Source organism: Stutzerimonas chloritidismutans (genome assembly GCF_020783375.1).
GTDB classification, from domain to species: Bacteria; Pseudomonadota; Gammaproteobacteria; order Pseudomonadales; family Pseudomonadaceae; genus Stutzerimonas; species Stutzerimonas kunmingensis.
Genome location: NZ_CP086067.1, coordinates 636,405 through 659,108 on the forward strand (window position 1 = coordinate 636,405; position 22,704 = coordinate 659,108).

The window sequence follows — 22,704 nt, forward strand, 5'->3', positions numbered from 1 at the left end:
CTCAGCCGAGCAGGAAGTTGCCGGCGCGGGATTCACCTTCCAGCGCCGGGACTTCTGCCTCGTCCTTGAGCTGTACGCCAGAGAGCTGCCGGCGGCTGGCTTCGCGCATCAGATAGAGCAGGCGGTGCGCGGCGAGGTTGTAGCTCAGACCCTCGGGGCGAATGTTGGAAATGCAGTTGCGTTGCGCATCGTGCCGGCCGACCTGCGGCGCCCAGGTGAAGTACAGGCCCAGGCTGTCCGGCGAACTGAGCCCTGGGCGTTCGCCGAGCAGAATGACCACCATGCGCGCCTTCAGCCGCTGGCCGATTTCGTCGGCAATCGCGACGCGGCCCTGTTCGACCAGGGTGATCGGCCCGAGCGCCCAGCCTTCGGCCTGACACTGCTCGGCGATCTTCAAGGCCATCGGTGCGGCGTGGCGCTGCACCGCCAGTGCCGAGAGGCCGTCGGCGATCACCAGCGCCAGATCGCAACCGTCGCCCGCATGCTCATCGAGCGTTGCGGCGCTGACTTCGTCGAGGCGCCGACCGAGGTCCGGGCGCTGCAGGTAGATCTGCCGGTCGGTGGCGGCGCTGCGCAGATGCAGATGGCTGAGGTCATGCTTTTCCAGTTCGGCGGCCAGCGCTGCGCAGTCAAGCGGCAGATGCACGGCATCGCGCGCCTGGGCGTGGGCGAACTGGAAATCCAGCTGCGCGTCGGTGGGCAGGCTGACACCAGCCCGGCCAAGGGCGATGCGTGCCGGGGTCAGCTGGCGCAGGTGCTGCCAGGGATTCTTTATCGCGGGGGTTCGATCGGGCATGGCTACCTCGGAGCGTGACGGTCAGACGCGTGAAGAAGCGCGCAGCGTTTTCCACCTGAGCATGGCCGAGGTAGCAAGAGCCGCTTCATGCCATGTTCTCCAGCGCCCGGCGGAAGGCTTCGGGCAGCTCGCGGCCGAGCTGCAGGCGGTTGCCGTCCTGTCGGAGGATCTGCATCTTCGCCAGCCACTCCTCGAATTCCGGCGCGGGCCTGAGGCCCAGCACCTGGCGCACGTAGAGCGCGTCGTGGAAGGAGGTGGTCTGGTAGTTGAGCATCACATCGTCCGAGCCCGGGATGCCCATGATGAAGTTGATGCCCGCTGTGCCGAGCAGGGTCAGCAGCATATCCATGTCGTCCTGGTCGGCTTCGGCGTGGTTGGTGTAGCAAATGTCGCAACCCATCGGCACGCCGAGCAGCTTGCCGCAGAAGTGGTCCTCCAGCCCGGCGCGGATGATCTGCTTGCCGTTGTAGAGGTATTCCGGGCCGATAAAGCCGACCACGGTGTTCACCAGCAGCGGCTTGTAGCGGCGCGCGACGGCGTAGGCGCGGGCTTCGCAGGTCTGCTGATCGACGCCGTGGTGGGCGTTGGCCGACAGCGCGCTGCCCTGGCCGGTCTCGAAATACATGAGGTTGTCGCCCAGCGTGCCGCGCTTCTGCGACAGGCCGGCCTCGTAGCCTTCCTGCAGCGTCGCCAGGCTGATGCCGAAGCTGGCATTGGCCGCCTCGGTGCCGGCGATGGACTGGAACACCAGGTCCAGCGGCGCGCCGCGGTTGATCGCCTCGATGGAAGTGGTGACGTGGGTGAGGATGCAGGCCTGGGTCGGGATCTCGTAGCGACTGATCACCGCATCGAGCATCTTCAGCAGCTCGCAGATGCCGGCGGTGCTGTCGGTGGCCGGGTTGATGCCGATCACCGCGTCGCCGTTGCCGTAGAGCAGGCCGTCGAGAATGCTCGCGGCGATGCCGGCGCCGTCGTCGGTGGGATGGTTCGGCTGCAGCCGGGTGGACATGCGTCCGGCCAGACCGATGCTGTTGCGAAAGCGGGTGACGACGCGCACCTTTTGCGCGACGAGGATCAGATCCTGCACACGCATGATCTTCGACACCGCAGCGACCATCTCCGGCGTCAGCCCTGGTGCCAGCGCTTTCAGCGACGACTCGTCCGCCTCCTCGCCGAGCAGCCAGTTGCGGAAATCGCCGACGGTCAGGTGGCTGACCGGGGCGAACGCCGCAGCGTCATGGCTGTCGATGATCAGCCGGGTAACTTCATCGCTTTCGTACGGGATCAGTGCTTCTTCGAGAAAGCGCTTGAGCGGCACTGCGGCCAGGCACATCTGCGCCGCCACTCGCTCGGCGTCGCTGCCCGCCGCGACCCCGGCGAGCAGGTCGCCGGAGCGCGCCGGGCTGGCCTTGGCCATCACCTCGCGCAGGTCGTCGAAGCGCCAGGTGGTGCCGCCCACACTGTGCGAGTACGTCATGGCTGCTCTCCCTACTTCAGTGTCGCCTCGGCCTGCTCAATCGCCGCAAATTCCTCTTCCGGCGTGCCGGCCACCAGATGGTGTCGACTGTAGATCGCGAAATAGGCGATGAAGATCCCGTAGATGATCGCGGCGCCGATCACCACCCGCGGATCGACTAGGAAACCCGCGATGACCGCTATGCAGGCCAGCACCAGCGCCACGCCCGAGGTGACGATGCCGCCGGTGTCTTGTACGGGCGATGCAGGTCTGGCCGGCGCAGGCGCAGGACGATGTGCGAGGCCATCATCAAGACGTAGGAGATGGTCGCGCCGAACACCGCGACGAGGATCAGCAGGTCGCCCTGGCCGGTCAGCGACAGCAGGAAGCCGATCACGCCGGGGATCACCAGGGCCAGCACCGGCGCCTTGTTCTTGTTGGTCAGCGACAGCTTGCGCGGCAGGTAGCCGGCCCGCGACAGGGCGAAGATCTGCCGCGAGTAGGCATAGATGATCGAGAAGAAACTGGCGATCAGCCCGGCCAGGCCGACCAGATTGACGAAGCCGCTCATCCAGGTGGACGAGCCGTAGGCGGTGGTCAGCGCTTCCACCAGCGGATTGCCGGACGCCACCAGCGTGCTGGAGCCGGCGCCGCCCGGGCCGACCAGCAAGATCAGGCCAGCAAAGGCGACCAGAATCAGCATGGCGCCGATCAATCCACGCGGCATGTCGCGCTGCGGATTCTTGGTTTCCTCGGCGGCCAGCGGTACGCCTTCCACGGCGAGAAAGAACCAGATGGCATAGGGAATCGCCGCCCAGATGCCGACGTAGCCATAGGGCAAGAAGTTGCTGGCACCGGCAGCGGTGGTCGGTGCGATATCGAGCAGCTTGTCCACCGAGAAGTGCGGCACCATCGCCACGATGAACACGGCCAGCGCCAGGGCGGCGACGGCGGTGATGATGAACATCAGCTTCAGCGCCTCGCCGACGCCGAAGATATGGATGCCGATGAAGATGATGTAGAAGGCGAGATAGATCATCCAGCCGCCGATGCCGAACAGCGATTCGCAATAGGCGCCGATGAATACAGCGATGGCTGCCGGCGCGATGGCGTATTCGATGAGGATCGCCGTGCCGGTGAGAAAGCCACCCAGTGGGCCGAACGCGGTGCGGGCGAAGCCGTAGCCGCCACCAGCCGTGGGGACCATCGATGACAGCTCGGCCAGCGAGAAGCACATGCACAGGTACATGGTCGCCATCAGCAACGTGGCGATGAACAAGCCACCCCAACCGCCCTGGGCGAGCCCGAAGTTCCAGCCGGCATAGTCGCCGGAGATCACGTAGGCGACGCCGAGACCGACCAGCAGCACCCAGCCGGCGGCGCCTTTCTTCAGTTCGCGTTCCTGGAAATAGCTACTGCCAACGGTTTCGAAATCGATTGCATGGTGCGGTGGCGTTGAACGGCTGTGTTCGAGGGCCATGGGGAAATCCTCTTGGATAGGTTGGCAGGTCTCTCCCTAGCAAGCGTCATGCCCCACGCCGGAAAGCGATATTTACGGTGTTTTGTCAGCCAAGTTTGACAGGAACGCACCTTTTGCGTGCTCCGCAGCACCACGGCGGAGCCCGGCAGGTATCTTGTTCAAGGCGCGGACGGGTATGCCGCCCGCGCCGATCTATCAGAAGAAGCCCAGCGGGTTGATGTCGTAGCTGATCAGCAGGTTCTTGGTCTGCTGGTAGCTGTCGAGGATCATCTTGTGGGTTTCGCGACCGACGCCGGACTTCTTGTAGCCACCGAACGCGGCATGCGCCGGATAGAGGTGGTAGCAGTTGGTCCAGACACGGCCCGCCTTGATCGCCCGGCCCATGCGGTAGGCGCGGTTGATGTCGCGGGTCCATACGCCAGCGCCGAGGCCGTACTCGGTGTCGTTGGCGATGGCCAGGGCTTCGGCCTCGTCCTTGAAGGTGGTGACGCCGATCACCGGGCCGAAGATCTCCTCCTGGAACACACGCATCTGGTTGGTGCCCTTGAGCAGGGTCGGCTGGATGTAATAGCCGGTGGCGAGAGAGCCTTCGAGCTTCTCCGCTGCGCCGCCGGTGAGCACCTCCGCGCCTTCGCCCTTGGCGATCTCCAGGTAGGACATGATCTTGTCGAACTGCTGCTGGCTGGCCTGGGCGCCGACCATGGTCTCGGTGTCCAGCGGGTCGCCGCGCTTGATCTGCGCGACCTTCTTCATCACCGCTTCCATGAAGGGGGCGTAGATGGATTCCTGCACCAGCGCGCGCGACGGGCAGGTGCACACCTCGCCCTGGTTGAAGAAGCCCAGCACCAGGCCTTCGGCGGCCTTCTCGATGAAGGTCGGTTCGGCCTGCATGATGTCTTCGAAGTAGATGTTCGGGCTCTTGCCGCCCAGCTCTACGGTGCTCGGGATGATGCTCTCGGCGGCACGCTTCATGATGTGCGAGCCCACCGGGGTGGAGCCGGTGAAAGCGATCTTGGCGATGCGCTTGCTCGAGGCCAGGGCCTCGCCGGCTTCACGACCGTAGCCCTGCACGACGTTGAGCACGCCCGGGGGCAGCAAGTCGCCGATGACTTCCATCAGCACTGCGATGCCTAGAGGGGTCTGCTCGGCCGGTTTCAGCACCACGCAGTTGCCTGCCGCCAGTGCCGGGGCGAGTTTCCAGGCGGCCATCAGGATCGGGAAGTTCCACGGGATGATCTGCCCGACCACGCCCAGCGGCTCATGGAAGTGATAGGCCGCGGTGTGCTCGTCGATCTCGGCTGCGGTGCCCTCCTGGGCGCGGATGCAGCCGGCGAAGTAACGGAAGTGGTCAGCCGCCAGCGGGATATCGGCGTTCAGCGTTTCCCGCACGGCCTTGCCGTTGTCCCAGGTTTCGGTGACGGCGAGCATCTCCAGGTTCTGCTCGATACGGTCGGCGATCTGCAACAGGATCAGCGAGCGCGCCTGCACGCTGGTCTTGCCCCAGGCATCGGCAGCGGCATGGGCGGCGTCCAGCGCCTTCTCGATGTCGGCGGCGTCGGAGCGCGGAAACTCGGCAATCGGCTGTCCGTTAACCGGAGACAGGTTGGTGAAATACTGCCCGTTGACGGGTTCGACGAACTCGCCATTGATGAAGTTGCCGTAGCGGGCCTTGAGGGTAACGAGGGCACCGTCGGTGCCGGGAGGGGCGTAGATCATGGGGGGCTCCGGTTTGTTCTTGGATGGAGATTCGCTGCATAAAGCGTAGATCACGACTTGAATACTGTCGCGGTGGCCAGGGGCGCTTTTCGTGGCGGCAGAGCGAGCGCTGCCGCGCGGTCGGGCCGGGGCGGAAGCCCCGGCCCAGGGGCTCAGAGGGCGCTATGGAAGATCGCTTCGATTTCCTCTTGCGTGGCGCGGCGCGGGTTGGTCAGGCCGCAGGCATCGTTCATGGCGTTGGCGGCCAGCGTCGGGATGTCATCGGCCTTGGCGCCAAGCTCGGCCAGGCCGCCCGGAATGCCGATTGCCTGCGACAGGGTACGGATTGCCACGAGTGCGGCTTCGGCACCCTGCGCGGCGTCAAGTCCGCGGGTCTCCACGCCCATCGCGGTTGCAACGTCGCGCAGGCGTTCGGGGCAGACGCTGGCGTTGTAGCTCTCCACGTGAGGCAGCAGTACGGCGTTGCAGACGCCGTGCGGCAGATCGTAGAAGCCGCCGAGCTGGTGAGCCATGGCGTGGACGTAGCCCAGCGAGGCGTTGTTGAACGCCATCCCGGCGAGGAACTGTGCGTAGGCCATGGCTTCGCGGGCGGGCATGTCGCTGCCGTTCTCGACGGCGGTACGCAGGTTTGCCGAGATCAGTTCGATGGCCTTGAGCGCGCAGGCATCGGTGATCGGCGTGGCGGCGGTCGAGACATAGGCTTCAATCGCGTGGGTGAGGGCGTCCATGCCGGTCGCGGCGGTCAGCCTCTTGGGCATGGCGACCATCAATGCCGGGTCGTTCACCGACAGCAGCGGCGTGACATTGCGGTCGACGATGGCCATTTTCACGTGGCGGGCTTCGTCGGTGATGATGCAGAAACGAGTCATCTCGCTGGCGGTGCCGGCGGTGGTGTTGATCGCCACCAGCGGCAGTTGTGGTTTGGCCGAGCGGTCGACGCCTTCGTAGTCGGCGATATTCCCGCCGTTGGTGGCGCACAGGGCGATGCCCTTGGCGCAGTCATGAGGCGAGCCGCCACCGAGGGAAATGATGAAATCGCAGGCGCTGTCGCGCAGCTGGGCCAGGCCCTTCTCGACGTTGCCGACGGTTGGGTTCGGTTGTGCGCCGTCGAATACGACCGATTGGATATCCGCGGCAGCCAGCAGCGCGGCGACCTTTTCGGCGACGCCTGCTCGTGCCAGTCCGACATCGGTGACGATCAGCGCTTTGCGAAAGCCGTAGTTGGCGATGGCGACCATCGCTTCATCAAGGCTTCCGGCGCCCATCATGTTCACTGCGGGTATGAAGAAGGTGCTGCTCATGGTGAATGCCTGTGATTGTCTGGAATGAGGTTTTCGCAGCATCGCATCTGGACCTGAGGGCGAAATGATCTGGCTCAAGAAGGTGACTAGTCGGTCGTGTTTCGGCTCTACGTCCGACTAACGGCGCCTGGTCGGCTGGCGGGACCTGCTGTGCTAACCTGCGCCGCAGTTTTTCAGTGGGTCTCACCGCTTTTGAGGGCATCCATGCATATCCACATTCTCGGCATCTGCGGCACCTTCATGGGTTCGCTCGCGGTGCTGGCCAAGGAACTCGGGCATCGCGTCACCGGCTCCGACGCCAACGTCTATCCACCGATGAGCACCCAGCTCGAAGCCCAGGGCATCGAGCTGACCCAGGGCTACGAGCCGAGCCAGCTCGAGCCGGCGCCGGATCTGGTGGTGATCGGCAATGCCCTCAGTCGCGGCAACCCGGCGGTGGAATACGTGCTGAACAAGGGCCTGCCCTATGTCTCCGGCCCGCAGTGGCTGGCCGACCACGTGCTGCAGGGGCGCTGGGTGCTGGCGGCGGCCGGAACCCATGGCAAGACCACCACCAGTAGCATGTTGGCCTGGGTTCTGGAACATGCCGGCATGAGCCCGGGCTTTCTCATCGGTGGCGTGCCGCAGAACTTCGGTATCTCCGCACGGCTCGGTGGTACTCCGTTCTTCGTGGTCGAGGCCGACGAATACGACAGTGCTTTCTTCGACAAGCGCAGCAAGTTCGTCCACTACCGCCCGCGCACCGCGATCCTCAACAACCTGGAATTCGATCACGCGGACATCTTTCCGGATCTCGCCGCTATCGAGCGGCAGTTTCATCATCTGGTACGCACGGTGCCGGGCGAGGGACTGATCATCCATCCCGAGTCGGAAGGTGCGCTCAAGCGCGTCATCGGCATGGGCTGCTGGACCCCTGTGCAGACCACCGGTGACGGCGGCCAGTGGCAGGCGAAGCTGCTCAGCGCCGACGGTTCGCGCTTCGAGGTGATCTTCGAGGGCGTCGTACAGGGCGTAGTGGAATGGGAACTGACCGGCCAGCACAACGTCAACAACGCGTTGGCGACGCTCGCCGCGGCGCGGCATGTGGGTGTGCTGCCGAAGCAGGGCGCCGAGGCGCTGAGCGAGTTCCTGAGCGTCAAGCGACGCATGGAAAAGGTCGCTGAGGTCAACGGCGTGACCATCTATGACGACTTCGCGCACCACCCGACCGCCATCGCCACCACCCTCGACGGCCTGCGCAAGCGCGTCGGTGATACGCCGATCATCGCGGTGGTCGAACCGCGTTCCAACTCCATGAAGCTCGGCGCGCATCGCGAGGGCCTGGCTGAATCCGTGGCGCTGGCCAACCAGGCGATCTGGTACGCACCCGCCAATCTTGGCTGGGATCTGGCCGCAATCGTCGCCGGCTCGCCGGTGCCGACCACCGTGTGCGATTCGCTGAAGGCGATCATCGCCAAGGTCAAAGCTGACGCCGTGCCGGGCACCCAGGTGGTGGTGATGAGCAATGGCGGTTTCGGTGGGTTGCACGGCAAATTGGCTGAGGCGTTGAGCTGATTGCTCAAGGTGGAAAACGCTTCGCGGTTTTCCACCCAACGATGACCGTGGGTAGGGTGGAAATCGCCGAAGGCATTTCCACGCGGATCGCATCAGCAAGTAGGGTGGGCCGGGCGGCGTTCCGCTTCAGCCCGCCCGAACACGACCAAGTGGCTACAAGGGAACAAATGTATGAACGGACCGGAACGCATCACCTTGGCCATGACCGGCGCATCCGGCGCGCAGTACGGCCTGCGTCTGCTCGATTGCCTGATCCAGGAGGACCGCGAGGTGCACTTCCTGATCTCCAAGGCCGCGCAGCTGGTGATGGCCACCGAGACCGACGTGGTGCTGCCGGCCAAGCCGCAGGCCATGCAGGCGTTCCTCTCGGAATACACCGGTGCCGCCGCCGGGCAGATCCGCGTGTTCGCCAAGGAGGACTGGATGGCGCCACCGGCCTCCGGCTCCGGCGCACCGACCGCCATGGTGGTGGTGCCATGCTCGACCGGCACGCTCTCGGCGATTGCCGCCGGCGCCTGCAACAACCTGATCGAGCGTGCCGCCGACGTCGCGCTCAAGGAACGTCGCCAGTTGATCCTGGTACCGCGTGAGGCCCCTTATTCGAGCATTCACCTTGAGAACATGCTCAAGCTATCCAACCTCGGGGTGACCATCCTGCCGGCCTCGCCGGGCTTCTATCACCAGCCGCAGACCATCGACGACCTGGTCGATTTCGTCGTAGCGCGCATCCTCAATCTGCTCAATATCCCGCAGGACATGCTGCCGCGCTGGGGCGAGCACCATATCGTCAGTGACGACTGAGATGATCGGCCGAGCGCTGCTACTTCTGGCGACGCTGAGCCAGCTCGGGGGCTGTGCCAGCGTGCGCACGCTGGATGCCGCCAAGCCCGGCGCACCGATCATCTATTCCGGCACACGCCTGGACTGGTACAGCCTCAACGGCGGTTGCTGCCCGATGGATCGTTTCGGTGCCATGCCGCCGAAATATCCCGCGCTGGATCTGCCCGCCAGCGCCCTGGTGGATACGCTGCTGTTGCCCTTCGCCGTGGCGGCGGAGCTGGGTGTCGGCCTCGGCGTGCGCGGCGGTCTTTGAGCGGCGCGCCTTATTACTGATCTGGGTTCAGGCTGGCCTCCCGTGCAGCAGGCATAATTTCCCCGTCTGCGGCACAAGGAGAACAGGTGTGAAAGACCGAACTCAGTTCCACATGAATTACTGGATGATCGCCATTCTGGTGTTCCTCGGCCTGCAGTACCTGCTGTCGATCCAGCAGGAGGTGGCGACCATCCCTTACAGCGAGTTCGAGCAGCACCTCAAGGAGGGCCGCGTCGAAGAGCTGGCGGTCACCGAGCGGCGCATCGAGGGCTTGCTGAAGGAGCCCTTGGCCAGCGGTCAGCGACGTTTCATCAGCAACCGCGTCGAGCCCCAGCTGGCCGAGCATCTGCAGCAGTACCCGGTGCGCTACACCGGCAAAGTGGAAAGCACGCTGGTGCGTGACCTGCTGTCGTGGATCGTGCCGGCCATACTCTTCTTCGGCATCTGGCTGTTCCTGCTAAAGCGCATCGGCAGCGGCCTGGGTGGCGGCGGCATGATGCAGATCGGCAAGAGCAAGGCGCGTGTCTATGTCGAGACCGACATGAAGGTGAGCTTCGCCGATGTCGCCGGCGTCGACGAGGCCAAGGACGAGCTCAAGGAAATCATCGAGTTTCTCCGCGATCCGCAAACCTATGGCCGCCTAGGCGGACGCATGCCCAAGGGCGTGCTGCTGGTCGGTCCACCCGGCACCGGCAAAACGTTGCTGGCGCGCGCCGTCGCTGGCGAGGCGAAGGTGCCGTTCTTCTCCATTTCCGGTTCCGAGTTCGTCGAGATGTTCGTCGGCGTCGGTGCCGCGCGGGTGCGCGATCTCTTCGAACAGGCGCGGGCCCAGGCGCCAGCGATCATCTTTATCGACGAACTGGACGCCCTCGGCCGCGCCCGCGGCGCCGGACCATTGTCCGGCGGGCATGACGAGAAGGAGCAGACGCTCAACCAGCTGCTGGTGGAAATGGACGGTTTCGATACCTCCAGCGGGCTGGTCCTGCTGGCCGCCACCAACCGACCGGAAATCCTCGACCCGGCGCTGCTGCGTGCCGGCCGTTTCGACCGTCAGGTGCTCGTCGATCGACCGGACAAGGTCGGGCGGGTTCAGATTCTCAATGTGCACCTGAAGAAATCGCGACTGGGCACCGATGTCGATCCGCAGGCCATCGCCGCGCTGACGCCGGGCTTTACCGGTGCCGATCTGGCCAATCTGGTCAATGAGGCGACGCTGCTGGCGACCCGGCGCAATGCCGAAGCGGTGGCCATGGAAGACTTCACCGCAGCCATCGAACGCATCATCGCCGGGCTGGAAAAGCGCAACCGCCTGCTCAACCCGCGCGAGCGGGAGATCGTCGCCTATCACGAGATGGGCCATGCGCTAGTGGCCATGGCGCTGCCAGGCGTCGATCCGGTGCACAAGGTGTCGATCATCCCGCGTGGCATGGGCGCGCTGGGCTACACCATCCAGCGCCCCATCGAGGATCGCTTCCTGATGACCCGCGACGAGCTGGAAAACAAGATGGCGGTATTGCTCGGCGGGCGTGCGGCGGAGTGGCTGGTGTATGCGCATCTGTCCACCGGTGCGGCGGACGATCTGGCCAAGGTCACCGATATCGCCCGCGCCATGGTGACGCGCTACGGCATGTCCAAGCGTCTCGGCCACCTGGCGCTGGAGCGTGAGCCGAACTCGTTCCTTGGCAACGAGGCGATGCTCGGCCTCAAGCCGCAGCATGACTATGCGGAGAGCACGGCAACCGCTATCGATGAGGAAGTGCAGGAGCTGGTGCAGTCTGCATTCCAGCGCAGCCTGGGGTTGCTTGAAGAACGACATGAATTGCTCGAGCGCTGTGCGCGGCGTTTGCTACAGCAGGAGACTCTGGATGCCGAGCAGTTGCGTGAGCTCAGTGCTGCTCCGACCAGTGATCCGGCGCAGACATCCCCTCAGGCCTGATGCGGCCTCAGGGCTGGCGAGTCAGTCGGGCTGGCGCTGGGCATGTTGCGCCAGCGCCCACTCGACATGCTCGCGTACCAGCTCCGAGGGGTCGTCGCGGCGCGCCTGGAGCGCTTCCAGCACCGGGATGCTTGACGGCGCGTTGCCCAGACCGACCGCCAGGTTGCGCAGCCAGCGCTGGTAACCGGCGCGGCGTAGCGGCGAACCCTCGGTGCGGCTGAGAAACTCCTCTTCCGTCCAGCGGAACAGGGTCGCCAGCTCGGCGTTGTCCAGGCTATGGCGTGGTTGAAAGTCGCTCTGCTCGGTGGGGCGGGCGAATCGGTTCCACGGGCAGACGATCTGGCAATCGTCGCATCCGAATACGCGGTTGCCGATCTTGTCGCGCAGCTCGACGGGGATCGCGCCTTTCAGCTCGATGGTGAGATAGGAAATGCAGCGTCGCGCATCGAGTAGCCGTTCGCCGACGAAGGCATCGGTGGGGCAGACGTCCAGGCAGGCGTGGCAGCTGCCGCAGTGATCGCGAGTCGTCGGTTCGTCGACCGGCAGCGCGATATCGACGAACAGTTCGCCGAGAAAGAACCAACTGCCCGCCTTGCGGTTGAGCAGCAGGGTGTTCTTGCCGATCCAGCCGAGACCGGCCTGCTGCCCGGCGGCCTTCTCCAGCACCGGCGCGCTGTCGACGAAGGCGCGAAAGCCGAACGGGCCGACCATCTGCTGAATGCGCTCGGCGAGCTGCTGGATGCGTTTGCGGATCAGCTTGTGGTAATCGCGGCCCAGCGCATAGCGTGACACATAGGCCTTCTCGGGACTTGCGAGCTGCTGCGTCATGCGCGTGTCGCCGGGCAGGTAGTCCATGCGCAGCGAGATCACCCTGAGCGTGCCCGGCACCAGTTCGTCCGGCCGCGAACGCTTGCTGCCGTGGGCGGCCATGTAGTCCATCTCGCCCTGATAACCGGCTGCCAGCCAGGCCTCCAGATGCGCTTCGTGCTCGCCGAGGTCGACATCGGTGATCCCCACCTGCTGGAAGCCGAGCTCACGCCCCCATTCCTTGATGGATTGGGCGAGGGCGGCGGGGTCGAGAGAGAGGCTGGACATTGGAGAGCGGCATGACAGGCGGGTGCGTATAATTCTGCCAGACATTCCGCCGCGATGATCCCTGCTCCGATGACCGATTCCCTGCCCGTCGCTCTGTATACCGCTGCCCAGGTGCGCGAACTCGATGCGCGCCTGATTGCCGCCGGCAATCCCGGTTTCGAATTGATGCAGCGTGCCGCTCATGCCGCATGGCGTGCGCTGCGTCGGCGCTGGCCGGATGCCGGGGCGGTTACCGTATTGGCCGGACGTGGCAATAACGCCGGCGATGGCTATCTGGTCGCGGCGCTGGCGCAGCGCTCCGGCTGGCAGGTGCGGGTGCTGGCGGTGGGCGATCCGCAAGCTTTGCAGGGCGATGCCGCGCAGGCCCTGGCCGAGGCACGGGCGAGCGGTGTGGTCGTCGAGCCCTGGCATGCCGAGGCGATGTTGCAGGGCGTGCTGGTGGATGCGCTACTGGGCACCGGCATTGCCGGTGATGTGCGCGAGCCATATGTCGCAGCGATCGAGGCGATCAATGCCAGTGCGCTACCGGTGCTGGCCATCGATCTGCCGTCCGGGCTCTGCGCCAACAGCGGGCGGGTGCTGGGTCACGCGGTGCGTGCCGATCTCAGTGTGACCTTCATCGGGCTCAAGCTCGGGCTGTTCACCGCGGACGGCCCGGATCGCGTCGGTACGTTGGTATTCGATGATCTGCAGGCCGATCCGCAGATCGTCAGTCAGGTCGCAGGCGACGCTGTACGCCTGGATCAGTCAACGTTGGTGCCTGTCGCGCCGCGCTCGCCGGTGGCGCACAAGGGCAGCTTCGGTCAGGTGCTGGTCATTGGCGGCGATCTGGGGACCGGCGGCGCCGCGCTGCTCAGCGCCGAGGCGGCGTTGCGCTGCGGCGCGGGCATGGTGACGCTGGCGACTCGTCCGGAACATGTCACCGCTTCGCTGGTACGACGCCCGGAAATCATGTGCAGTGGCGTCGAGTCGACCTATAGCCTGACCGCGCTGGTCGAGCGCGCCGATGTGCTGGTAGTCGGCCCGGGCCTGGGACAGGCGCCCTGGGGACGCAGCCTGCTGTCGCTGGCGGCGCAACATGAGTTGCCGCAGGTGTGGGACGCCGATGCGCTGAACCTGCTGGCGGCTGGCGGCATCGAATTGCCGGCGGCGAGCGTGATCACCCCGCACCCGGGCGAGGCTGCGCGGCTGCTGCAGTGCTCGGTAGCTGAAATCCAGGCTGATCGCCCCGCTGCGGCGCGTGCGCTGGCCCATCGCTACGCCTGCGTGGCACTGCTCAAAGGCGCCGGTACGCTGATCGCCGCCGCGGATGGTCGGCTGGCGCTGTGTGATCGCGGCCATCCGGCGATGGCCAGTGCCGGTTTGGGCGACGTGTTGGCCGGCGTGATCGGTGCGTTGCTGGCGCAAGACCTGACGCCATTCGACGCGGCCTGCCTGGGGGCGTGGTTACACGCCTCCGCTGGCGAGCGCTTGGGTGAGCAGGGGCGCGGACTCGCCGCCAGCGATCTGATTCCCGTGATTCGTCAGTTGCTCGAGGAGCAGTCGCCATGCCGGAAGTGAATCTGTATGCCGCAGACGAGGCTGCCATGCTCGCGCTGGGCGCACGCATCGCTCAGGCGACCGGCGGTCGTGGCGTCATCTATCTGCATGGCGACCTGGGTGCGGGCAAGACCACGTTGTCGCGCGGCCTGATTCGCGGCTTCGGTCATGCGGGCAAGGTCAAGAGTCCGACCTTCACATTGGTCGAACCCTACGAGTTGGGCGATGTGCAGGTTTACCACTTCGACCTGTATCGTCTGGTCGATCCCGAAGAACTGGAGTTCCTCGGCATCCGCGACTATTTCGAAGGCAATGCGCTGTGCCTGATCGAATGGCCGGAGCGCGGGGCCGGCATTTTGCCAAAGGCCGACATGGACATTACCATTGCACCGCATGAGGCCGGCCGTACGCTGCGCCTGTCGCCCCACACCGCGCGGGGTGAAGCCTGGTGTGTCGCCCTGACCGACGGAGAGCTATGAATAACATGGGTTTGGGTACGCGCATTCGCACCCTGATTGGTGGATTGGTGCTGTTGCTGATGGCAACCGACCTTCATGCCGCCAGCGATGTGCAGAGCGTGCGTCTGTGGCGTGCGCCGGACAACACCCGCCTGGTGTTCGATCTATCCGGCCCGGTCGAACACAAGATATTTACCCTTACCGCGCCCGATCGGCTGGTCATCGACGTGACCGGCGCGACGCTCAAGGCCGAGCTCGACAAGCTGCCGTTGAAGAACACGCCGGTCGCCTCTCTGCGCGCCGGCCAGCACGATGCCGACACACTTCGCGTGGTCGTCGATCTGCATGCGCCGGTAGCGCCGAAGAGCTTCAGTCTGGCGCCCAATCAGCAATACGGTCATCGCCTGGTGGTCGACCTCTTCGATCAGGCGACAGCCGCTCGCGCCGCGACCCAGCCGCCAGCCACCGCCACTCCGGCGACACCCGCCGCGCCGGTTTCCCCGACCCTGCCGGCGGTGAAGCTGCCGGCTACGGCGAGCAGTAAGCGCGACATCGTGATCGCCATCGACGCCGGTCATGGTGGCGAAGACCCCGGCGCGATTGGACCCGGCAAGATCTACGAGAAACACGTGGTACTGCAGATTTCCAAGGAACTGCAACGACAGATCAACGCCGACAAGGGTTTTCGAGCCGAGCTGGTGCGCACGGGCGACTACTTCATCCCGCTGCGCAAACGCACCGAGATCGCGCGCAAGAAGGGCGCCGACCTGTTCGTCTCGATCCATGCCGATGCCGCGCCGCGTTCGGCGGCCTACGGTGCCTCGGTGTTCGCCCTGTCCGACCGCGGTGCCACCTCGGAGACCGCGCGCTGGCTGGCCGACAGCGAGAACCGTTCCGACCTGATTGGCGGTGCCGGCAACGTCAGTCTCGGCGACAAGGACCAGATGCTTGCAGGTGTGCTGCTGGATCTGTCGATGACCGCCTCGTTGTCATCGAGCCTGAATGTCGGGCAGAAAGTATTGAGCAACATGGGGCGCATCACCCCGCTGCACAAGCGGCGAGTCGAGCAGGCGGGCTTCATGGTGCTGAAGTCGCCGGATATCCCGTCGATTCTGGTGGAGACCGGCTTCATCTCGAACCCGTCCGAGGCCAAGAAGCTGCAGACGGCGAGCCACCAGCAGTCGCTGGCGCGCTCGATCCACAGTGGCGTAAGGCAGTTCTTTCATGAGAATCCGCCGCCTGGAACCTATGTGGCCTGGTTGCGGGATTCCGGCAAGATCGCCAGTGCGCCGCGCGAGCACATCGTACGTTCCGGCGAGAGCCTGGCATTGCTCGCCCAGCGCTATCAGGTAAGCCTGACTTCCCTGCGCAGCGCCAACAATCTGCGCAATGACGTGATCAAGATCGGCCAGACGCTGAACATTCCCGCTACCACGCTGGCCTCGCAGCCATGAGCGAGGTGCCGCGCATCCAGCTGCTAAGTCCGCGGCTGGCGAACCAGATTGCCGCCGGCGAGGTGGTGGAGCGCCCGGCCTCGGTGATCAAGGAGCTGCTGGAAAATAGTCTGGATTCGGGCGCGCGACGCATCGATGTGGACATTGAGCAGGGCGGGGTCAAGCTGCTGCGAGTGCGCGACGACGGCTGCGGCATTCCGCCGGACGATCTGCCGCTGGCCTTGGCGCGTCACGCCACCAGCAAGATTCGTGATCTGGAAGACCTTGAACGGGTCATGAGTCTGGGTTTTCGGGGCGAAGCGCTGGCTTCGATCAGTTCCGTCTCGCGTCTGACCATGACTTCACGCACTGCCGATGCCAGCGAGGCCTGGCAGGTGGAGACCGAGGGGCGTGAAATGGAAGCGCGGGTGCAGCCCGCGGCGCATCCAGTGGGCACCTCGGTGGAGGTGCGCGATCTGTTCTTCAATACGCCGGCGCGACGCAAGTTTCTGCGCACCGAGAAGACCGAATTCGATCACCTTCAGGAAGTCATCAAGCGCCTGGCGCTGGCGCGTTTCGACGTGGCCTTCCATCTGCGCCACAACGGCAAGGTCGTGCTGGCGCTGCACCAGGCCGAAGACGATGCGGCGCGCGCGCGTCGTGTCGCTTCGGTATGCGGGCCGGCGTTCCTCGAGCAGGCGCTGCCCATCGAGATCGAGCGTAACGGCTTGCGACTGTGGGGCTGGGTCGGGCTGCCGACCTTCTCGCGCAGTCAGGCGGACCTGCAGTATTTCTACGTCAACGGGCGCATGGTTCGCGACAAGCTGGTGGCCCATGCGGTACGCCAGGCCTATCGCGATGTGCTGTTCAACGGCCGGCACCCGACATTCGTGCTGTTCCTCGATGTCGACCCGGCGGTGGTGGACGTCAACGTGCACCCGACCAAGCATGAAGTGCGCTTCCGCGACAGCCGCATGGTGCATGACTTCCTTTACGGAACGCTGCATCGCGCGCTGGGGGATGTGCGGCCGGAAGATCAGCTCGCGGCACCGGCCAGCGTCACTCCGATGACGCAGGTTTCCGGACTGGCCGCTGGCGAGTTCGCCGGGCAGAACGAAATGAGTCTGGCGGCCAGCGTGCTTGAGCGGCCCCAGGGTGATACGTCGTCCTGGCGCGGCGCAGGGGCCGGTTATCACGCGCCACGGCCAGCTTCGGCCGGCTATACCGCCGAAACTCAGGGTGCTTATCGCGAGTTCTTCACGCCGTTGCCCGAAAGCGGTCCCGCGGCACTGCCGGCGAGTCAGGATGACGTGCCGCCGCTGGGGTATGCGCTTGCGCAGCTCAAGGGCGTCTACATCCTCGCCGAAAATGCCCAGGGCATGGTGTTGGTTGACATGCACGCCGCTCACGAACGCATCACCTATGAGCGACTGAAAACCGCCATGGCCAGCGAAGGCTTGCGCGGGCAACCATTGCTGGTGCCTGAGTCGATTGCGCTGAGTCAGCGTGAAGCCGACTGCGCCGAAGAGCACGGGCAATGGTTTCAGATGCTGGGTTTCGAGCTGCAACGACTGGGGCCGGAAACCTTGGCTATTCGACAGATCCCGTCGCTGCTCAAGCAGGCCGAAGCGACCCGGCTGGTCCGCGACGTGTTGGCCGATCTGCTTGAGTACGGCACCAGTGACCGTATTCAGGCCCATCTGAACGAGCTGCTGGCGACCATGGCGTGTCATGGCGCAGTGCGCGCCAACCGGCGGCTGACGGTGCCCGAGATGAACGCCTTGCTGCGCGATATGGAACATACCGAGCGCAGCGGGCAGTGCAATCACGGGCGTCCGACCTGGACGCAGCTCGGCATGGACGAACTGGACAAGCTGTTCCTGCGCGGTCGCTGAGCAGCCTTGGCGGCGAGCCGTGCTTGCAGCCGACCGCCTGCCGCCGGAAACTATGCGGCCAAGACCGTCGAGCTTCCTGATGTCCGCTCTCCCTCCTGCCATCTTCCTCATGGGCCCCACTGCGTCGGGCAAGACCGATCTTGCGTTGGAACTGGCGCGCTTGCTGCCCTGCGAGCTGATCAGTGTCGATTCGGCGCTGGTCTATCGCGGCATGGATATCGGCACGGCAAAGCCGTCGGCTGAGGTGTTGGCCGAGTTTCCCCATCGTCTGGTGGACATCCTCGACCCGGCCGAGAGCTACTCGGCTGCAGAGTTCAGCGCAGATGCCCTGGCGGCCATGGCCGAGATCAGCGCGGCTGGCCGAATTCCTCTGCTGGTTGGCGGCACCATGTTGTATTTCAAGGCGTTGCAGGAAGGACTCGCCGATATGCCGGCAGCTGACCCGTTGCTACGTGCCGAGCTCGAGGCGCTGGCTGCGACGCAAGGGTTGCAGGTGCTGCACGATCAGTTGGCCCAGGTGGATCCGGAGTCGGCAGCGCGCATTCATCCTAACGATCCGCAGCGGCTGGTACGCGCGCTAGAGGTATATCGCGTCAGCGGCTTGACCATGAGCGAGCACCGCGCCCGACAAAGGTCGCAAAAAGCCGTCGCAGACGCTCCAGGCTCAGGAGTCTTGCCTTATACTGTCGCGCAACTGTGCATCGCCCCCGCACAACGCCACATCTTGCATGAACGCATCGAGAGACGTTTCCTGCACATGGTTGAACAGGGCTTTGTCGAAGAGGTCGAAGCCCTGAGGAATCGGGGTGATCTGCACCTTGGCATGCCGTCGATTCGAGCGGTTGGTTATCGTCAGGTCTGGGAATATCTGGACGGATCATCGACCCGAGAGGAAATGGTGGAGCGCGGCATCATCGCAACCCGGCAACTGGCCAAACGGCAGTTCACCTGGTTGCGAAGCTGGGGGGAGATGCACTGGCTGGACAGTTTGTCCCGCGACAATCTGCCGCGCGCATTGAAATACCTGCAATCGCTCTCCATATTGAGCTGACACTGCGAATTGACCGTCTATTCTCAGACAAGTGGATCGTCGGTTGTACTTTTAGAACACTAATGAAAACAGATCCTCTAAGGAGTGCGGCACATGTCAAAAGGGCATTCGCTACAAGACCCTTACCTCAACACACTGCGTAAGGAACGCGTCCCGGTTTCCATCTATCTGGTCAACGGCATCAAGCTGCAAGGCCAGATCGAATCCTTCGACCAGTTCGTCATTCTTCTGAAAAACACCGTCAGCCAGATGGTCTACAAGCACGCCATCTCCACTGTGGTTCCGGGCCGCCCTGTGCGCCTGCCGACCGCTGGTGATGCCGAGCAATCCGAGTCGAGCAACGACTGAGGTAGGTTTCTTTGTTCTTCGAACGTCCCGGTGGTGGTGAGCGGGCTATCCTGGTGCACCTGGACGGCCAGGACCCCGCGGCGCGCGAGGACCCTCAGGAATTCCAGGAGCTGGCGCGCTCGGCAGGCGCCGAGGCGGTTGGCTTCGTCAATGTCGCCCGGCATCAGCCGTCCGCCAAGTTCCTGATCGGCAGTGGCAAGGTCGAGGAGCTGCATGACCTCGTCAAGGATGGCGAGGCCGAGTTGGTGATCTTCAATCACACCCTGACGCCTAGCCAGGAGCGCAACCTCGAGCGAGCGCTCGAATGTCGCGTGCTGGATCGCACCGGTCTGATTCTGGATATCTTCGCCCAGCGCGCACGCACCCATGAAGGCAAGCTACAGGTCGAACTGGCCCAGCTTGAGCACATGAGTACGCGCCTGGTTCGCGGCTGGACTCACCTTGAGCGACAGAAGGGCGGTATCGGTCTGCGTGGCCCAGGTGAAACCCAGCTGGAAACCGACCGCCGCTTGCTGCGTGTGCGCATCCGGCAAATCAAGCAGCGTCTGGAAAAGGTCCGCGGTCAGCGCGAGCAGGCCCGTCGCGGGCGTCGTCGTGCCGATATACCCTCCGTGTCGCTGGTTGGTTATACCAACGCCGGCAAATCCACCTTGTTTAATGCGCTGACCGAGTCGGATGTGTACGCGGCCAATCAGCTGTTCGCCACGCTCGATCCGACGTTGCGGCGGCTTGAGCTGGATGATGTCGGGCCGGTGGTGCTGGCCGACACCGTGGGTTTCATCCGTCATCTGCCACACAAGTTGGTGGAGTCCTTCAGGGCTACGCTGGAAGAGTCCAGCAACGCCGATCTTCTCTTGCATGTCATCGATGCGCACGAGCCAGAGCGCGATCAGCAGATCGAGCAGGTGCTGGCGGTGCTCGGTGAGATCGGCGCCAACGAGTTGCCGATGCTCGAGGTCTACAACAAGGTTGACCTGATGGAGGGCATTGAGCCGCAGATTCAGCGCGACGCCGATGGCAAGCCGCAGCGTGTCTGGGTGTCCGCTCGTGATGGATTGGGGCTGGATCTGGTGCGCCAGGCCATTGCCGAGCTGCTGGGCAACGATCTGTTTGTCGGGACGCTGCGCCTGCCACAGCGGCTCGGGCGGCTGCGGGCGCAGTTCTTCGAGCTCAGCGCGGTGCAGCGGGAAACGCATGATGACGAGGGTGGCAGCCTGCTGGAAGTTCGCTTGCCAAGAATCGAATTGAATCGCTTGATCAGTCGCGAAGGGTTGCGGGTGGATGAGTTCATCGAGCAACACACTTTGCAATAAAGCCTCTAGTGGCAATTTTGCCGGTAGTTCGGGGCTTTCTGTAGCATTGGTGGGCGCGCCGTGGGCGCGCCTTTAGCTTTATTTGAATGGAGAGCGCTATGGCTTGGAATGAGCCGGGTGGCAACTCGAACAACCAGGATCCCTGGGGCAGTGGTGGCGGTGGCCGTCGCGGTGGTGGCGGTGGCGACCAGAAAGGCCCGCCGGATCTCGATGAGGCTTTCCGCAAGCTGCAGGACAGCCTGAACGGCATGTTCGGTGGCAAGAAGCGTGGCGGCGGCAGCAATTTCGGTGGCAGCGGCAAGCGCGGCGGCTTCGGTCTGGTTTGGATTGCCCTGGTCGTGCTGCTGGCCGTCTGGCTGTTCAATGCGATCTATATCGTCGACGAGCAGGAGCAGGCCGTCGTGCTGCGCTTCGGCAAGTATCACGAGACGGTCGGGCCGGGCCTGAACATCTACTTCCCGCCGATCGATCGCAAGTTCCAGGAAAACGTCACCCGCGAGCGTTCTTACAGCAAGCAGGGGCAGATGCTCACCGAGGATGAGAACATCATCGAGGTGCCGCTCACCGTTCAGTACAAGATCAGCAATCTTCAGGCGTTCGTGCTCAATGTCGATCAGCCTGAAGTAAGCCTGCAGCATGCGACCGACAGCGCCGTGCGGCATGTGGTGGGTTCGACCGCCATGGATCAGGTGCTGACTGAAGGTCGTGAAGTGATGGCTGGCGAGGTCAAGGAGCGCTTGCAGCGTTTCCTCGACAATTACGCCACAGGCATCGTCGTCACCCAGGTCAACCTGCAGAGCGCAGCTGCGCCGCGTGAGGTGCAGGAAGCGTTCGATGACGTGATTCGCGCGCGTGAAGACGAGCAGCGTGAGAAGAACCAGGCTGAGTCGTACGCCAATGGCGTGATTCCCGAAGCCCGCGGTCAGGCCCAGCGCATGCTGGAAGAAGCCAGTGGTTACCGCGACGCGGTGATTTCCCGCGCTCAGGGTGAGGCGGATCGCTTCAGCAAGCTGGTCGCCGAATATCGCAAGGCGCCGGAAGTGACGCGCGAGCGCCTGTATCTGGAAACCATGCAGGAAGTCATGAGCAATACCAGCAAGGTCATGGTGAGTGGTGACAGCGGGCAGAACCTGCTCTATCTGCCGCTGGACAAGATGATCAACAGTCGTGGTGCGAGCACGCCGGCTCCGGCCGGGGTTGCGTCGGGCGCGGCTACCCAGGGCACCCGTCTGCCGCCGGAGCTGGATCCGCGTGAAGTTCGTACGAGGGAGAGCCGCTGATGAGCAATAAATCCCTTACCGCCCTGATCGTGGGCGTTGTGGCGGCAATCGTTCTGTGGAACAGCTTCTACATCGTCTCGCAGACCGAGCGTGCAGTCCTGCTGCGCTTCGGCCGCATCGTCGAGCCTGATGTGAAGCCTGGCCTGCACATGAAGATTCCGTACGTGAACTCGGTGCGCAAATTCGATGCGCGACTGCTGACACTGGATACCACGACTTCCCGTTTCCTGACCCTGGAAAAGAAAGCGCTGATGGTCGACTCCTACGCCAAGTGGCGTGTGGATGATGCCGAGCGCTTCTACACCGCGACCTCGGGGATGAAGCAGATTGCCGATGAGCGCCTGGCTCGCCGTCTGGAGGCGGCGTTGCGTGACCAGTTCGGTAAGCGCACGTTGCACGAGTCCGTGTCCGGTCAGCGTGACGAGCTGATGGCTCAGGTCACAACCAGCCTGAACCGCGCCGCTCAACAGGAGCTGGGCATCGAAGTGGTCGATGTGCGCGTCAAGGGCATTGATCTGCCGCGGGAAGTCAATCGCAGCGTGTTCGAGCGGATGAGCTCTGAGCGTGAGCGTGAGGCTCGTGAGCATCGCGCCAAAGGTAAAGAGCTAGCCGAAGGTATCCGTGCCGACGCCGATCGTCAGCGCCGTGTCCTGCTGGCCGAGGCGTTCCGCGAGGCTGAGGAGCTGCGCGGTGATGGCGATGCTCAGGCTGCTGCCATCTATGCCGCGGCGTATGGTCAGGATCAGGAGTTCTATGCCTTCCATCGCAGTCTGCAGGCTTATCGCGAGAGCTTCTCCAGCAAGGAAGACGTGTTGGTGCTCGATCCGAAGAGCGATTTCTTCCGTTATCTGGAAAAGAGCAACTAGTTGATGGCGAGATGAAGGTTCCCCGGCGGCACGGCCGTGCCGTCGGGTGACCGTTAGAGAAAAGATTGCTATGATCCGCCAGCCGGGAAAATCC

18 protein-coding genes and 1 pseudogene are annotated in these 22,704 nt (G+C 64.1%); 13 read left to right on the forward strand and 6 right to left on the reverse strand.

Annotated features, from left to right (window positions below):
• Position 1: 1 nt before the first annotated feature.
• From eutC to yiaY, 5 genes and pseudogenes are all read right to left on the reverse strand, one after another.
• Complete coding sequence (eutC, locus tag LLJ08_RS02895; protein WP_228208172.1) at positions 2-796, reverse strand: ethanolamine ammonia-lyase subunit EutC; 795 nt, start codon at positions 794-796, stop codon at positions 2-4.
• 85 nt (positions 797-881) lie between these two features.
• Positions 882-2,273, reverse strand: a complete 1,392-nt coding sequence (locus tag LLJ08_RS02900) for an ethanolamine ammonia-lyase subunit EutB (RefSeq protein ID WP_228208173.1) — start codon at positions 2,271-2,273, stop codon at positions 882-884.
• Between the two features lie 11 nt (positions 2,274-2,284).
• A pseudogene (gene eat, locus LLJ08_RS02905) lies at positions 2,285-3,732 on the reverse strand (ethanolamine permease).
• Positions 3,733-3,927: 195 nt separating this feature from the next.
• The gene (gene exaC / locus LLJ08_RS02910; protein ID WP_041015951.1) at positions 3,928-5,448 is read right to left on the reverse strand and encodes an acetaldehyde dehydrogenase ExaC; all 1,521 of its coding nucleotides are present in this window, start codon (positions 5,446-5,448) and stop codon (positions 3,928-3,930) included.
• A gap of 152 nt (positions 5,449-5,600) precedes the next feature.
• Positions 5,601-6,749 carry an L-threonine dehydrogenase gene (gene yiaY, locus LLJ08_RS02915; protein WP_228208174.1) on the reverse strand — a complete coding sequence of 383 codons (1,149 nt, stop codon included), beginning with the start codon at positions 6,747-6,749 and terminating at the stop codon, positions 5,601-5,603.
• Positions 6,750-6,953: 204 nt separating this feature from the next.
• Between yiaY and mpl the strand changes: the two genes are divergently transcribed.
• The 4 genes from mpl to ftsH all read left to right on the forward strand — a co-directional run bounded on the left by mpl (position 6,954) and on the right by ftsH (position 11,332).
• On the forward strand, positions 6,954-8,303 hold the full coding sequence (mpl, locus tag LLJ08_RS02920) for a UDP-N-acetylmuramate:L-alanyl-gamma-D-glutamyl-meso-diaminopimelate ligase (protein ID WP_228208175.1): 1,350 nt from the start codon (positions 6,954-6,956) through the stop codon (positions 8,301-8,303).
• 171 nt (positions 8,304-8,474) lie between these two features.
• Complete coding sequence (ubiX, locus tag LLJ08_RS02925; RefSeq protein ID WP_014819036.1) at positions 8,475-9,104, forward strand: flavin prenyltransferase UbiX; 630 nt, start codon at positions 8,475-8,477, stop codon at positions 9,102-9,104.
• 1 nt (position 9,105) lies between these two features.
• A complete protein-coding gene (locus LLJ08_RS02930; RefSeq protein ID WP_014819037.1) occupies positions 9,106-9,396 on the forward strand; it encodes a YceK/YidQ family lipoprotein in 291 nt (96 codons plus the stop codon).
• A gap of 88 nt (positions 9,397-9,484) precedes the next feature.
• A complete protein-coding gene (ftsH, locus tag LLJ08_RS02935; protein WP_228208176.1) occupies positions 9,485-11,332 on the forward strand; it encodes an ATP-dependent zinc metalloprotease FtsH in 1,848 nt (615 codons plus the stop codon).
• A gap of 21 nt (positions 11,333-11,353) precedes the next feature.
• Here the strand turns inward: ftsH and queG are convergent, their stop codons facing one another.
• Complete coding sequence (queG, locus tag LLJ08_RS02940; protein ID WP_023443669.1) at positions 11,354-12,427, reverse strand: tRNA epoxyqueuosine(34) reductase QueG; 1,074 nt, start codon at positions 12,425-12,427, stop codon at positions 11,354-11,356.
• Between the two features lie 69 nt (positions 12,428-12,496).
• Between queG and LLJ08_RS02945 the strand changes: the two genes are divergently transcribed.
• The 9 genes from LLJ08_RS02945 (at position 12,497) to hflC (ending at position 22,610) form a co-directional block, all read left to right on the forward strand.
• Positions 12,497-13,987, forward strand: coding sequence for an NAD(P)H-hydrate dehydratase (locus tag LLJ08_RS02945; protein ID WP_228208177.1), 1,491 nt, complete (start codon positions 12,497-12,499; stop codon positions 13,985-13,987).
• Entirely contained in the window at positions 13,975-14,445 is a 471-nt protein-coding gene (tsaE, locus tag LLJ08_RS02950; RefSeq protein WP_014819041.1) for a tRNA (adenosine(37)-N6)-threonylcarbamoyltransferase complex ATPase subunit type 1 TsaE, read from the forward strand. Before LLJ08_RS02945 ends, tsaE begins: the two co-directional genes overlap by 13 nt.
• A complete protein-coding gene (locus LLJ08_RS02955) occupies positions 14,442-15,878 on the forward strand; it encodes an N-acetylmuramoyl-L-alanine amidase (protein ID WP_179485651.1) in 1,437 nt (478 codons plus the stop codon). The genes tsaE and LLJ08_RS02955 overlap by 4 nt, the downstream gene beginning before the upstream one ends.
• Positions 15,875-17,752, forward strand: a complete 1,878-nt coding sequence (mutL, locus tag LLJ08_RS02960; RefSeq protein ID WP_228208178.1) for a DNA mismatch repair endonuclease MutL — start codon at positions 15,875-15,877, stop codon at positions 17,750-17,752. Before LLJ08_RS02955 ends, mutL begins: the two co-directional genes overlap by 4 nt.
• 79 nt (positions 17,753-17,831) lie before the next feature.
• Positions 17,832-18,803, forward strand: a complete 972-nt coding sequence (gene miaA, locus LLJ08_RS02965; RefSeq protein ID WP_041015959.1) for a tRNA (adenosine(37)-N6)-dimethylallyltransferase MiaA — start codon at positions 17,832-17,834, stop codon at positions 18,801-18,803.
• A gap of 93 nt (positions 18,804-18,896) precedes the next feature.
• Positions 18,897-19,151 carry an RNA chaperone Hfq gene (gene hfq / locus LLJ08_RS02970; protein WP_003298547.1) on the forward strand — a complete coding sequence of 85 codons (255 nt, stop codon included), beginning with the start codon at positions 18,897-18,899 and terminating at the stop codon, positions 19,149-19,151.
• A gap of 11 nt (positions 19,152-19,162) precedes the next feature.
• On the forward strand, positions 19,163-20,464 hold the full coding sequence (gene hflX, locus LLJ08_RS02975; protein ID WP_023443674.1) for a ribosome rescue GTPase HflX: 1,302 nt from the start codon (positions 19,163-19,165) through the stop codon (positions 20,462-20,464).
• A gap of 98 nt (positions 20,465-20,562) precedes the next feature.
• On the forward strand, positions 20,563-21,744 hold the full coding sequence (hflK, locus tag LLJ08_RS02980) for an FtsH protease activity modulator HflK (protein ID WP_014819046.1): 1,182 nt from the start codon (positions 20,563-20,565) through the stop codon (positions 21,742-21,744).
• A complete protein-coding gene (gene hflC, locus LLJ08_RS02985) occupies positions 21,744-22,610 on the forward strand; it encodes a protease modulator HflC (protein ID WP_003298550.1) in 867 nt (288 codons plus the stop codon). Before hflK ends, hflC begins: the two co-directional genes overlap by 1 nt.
• Positions 22,611-22,704 lie beyond the last annotated feature (94 nt).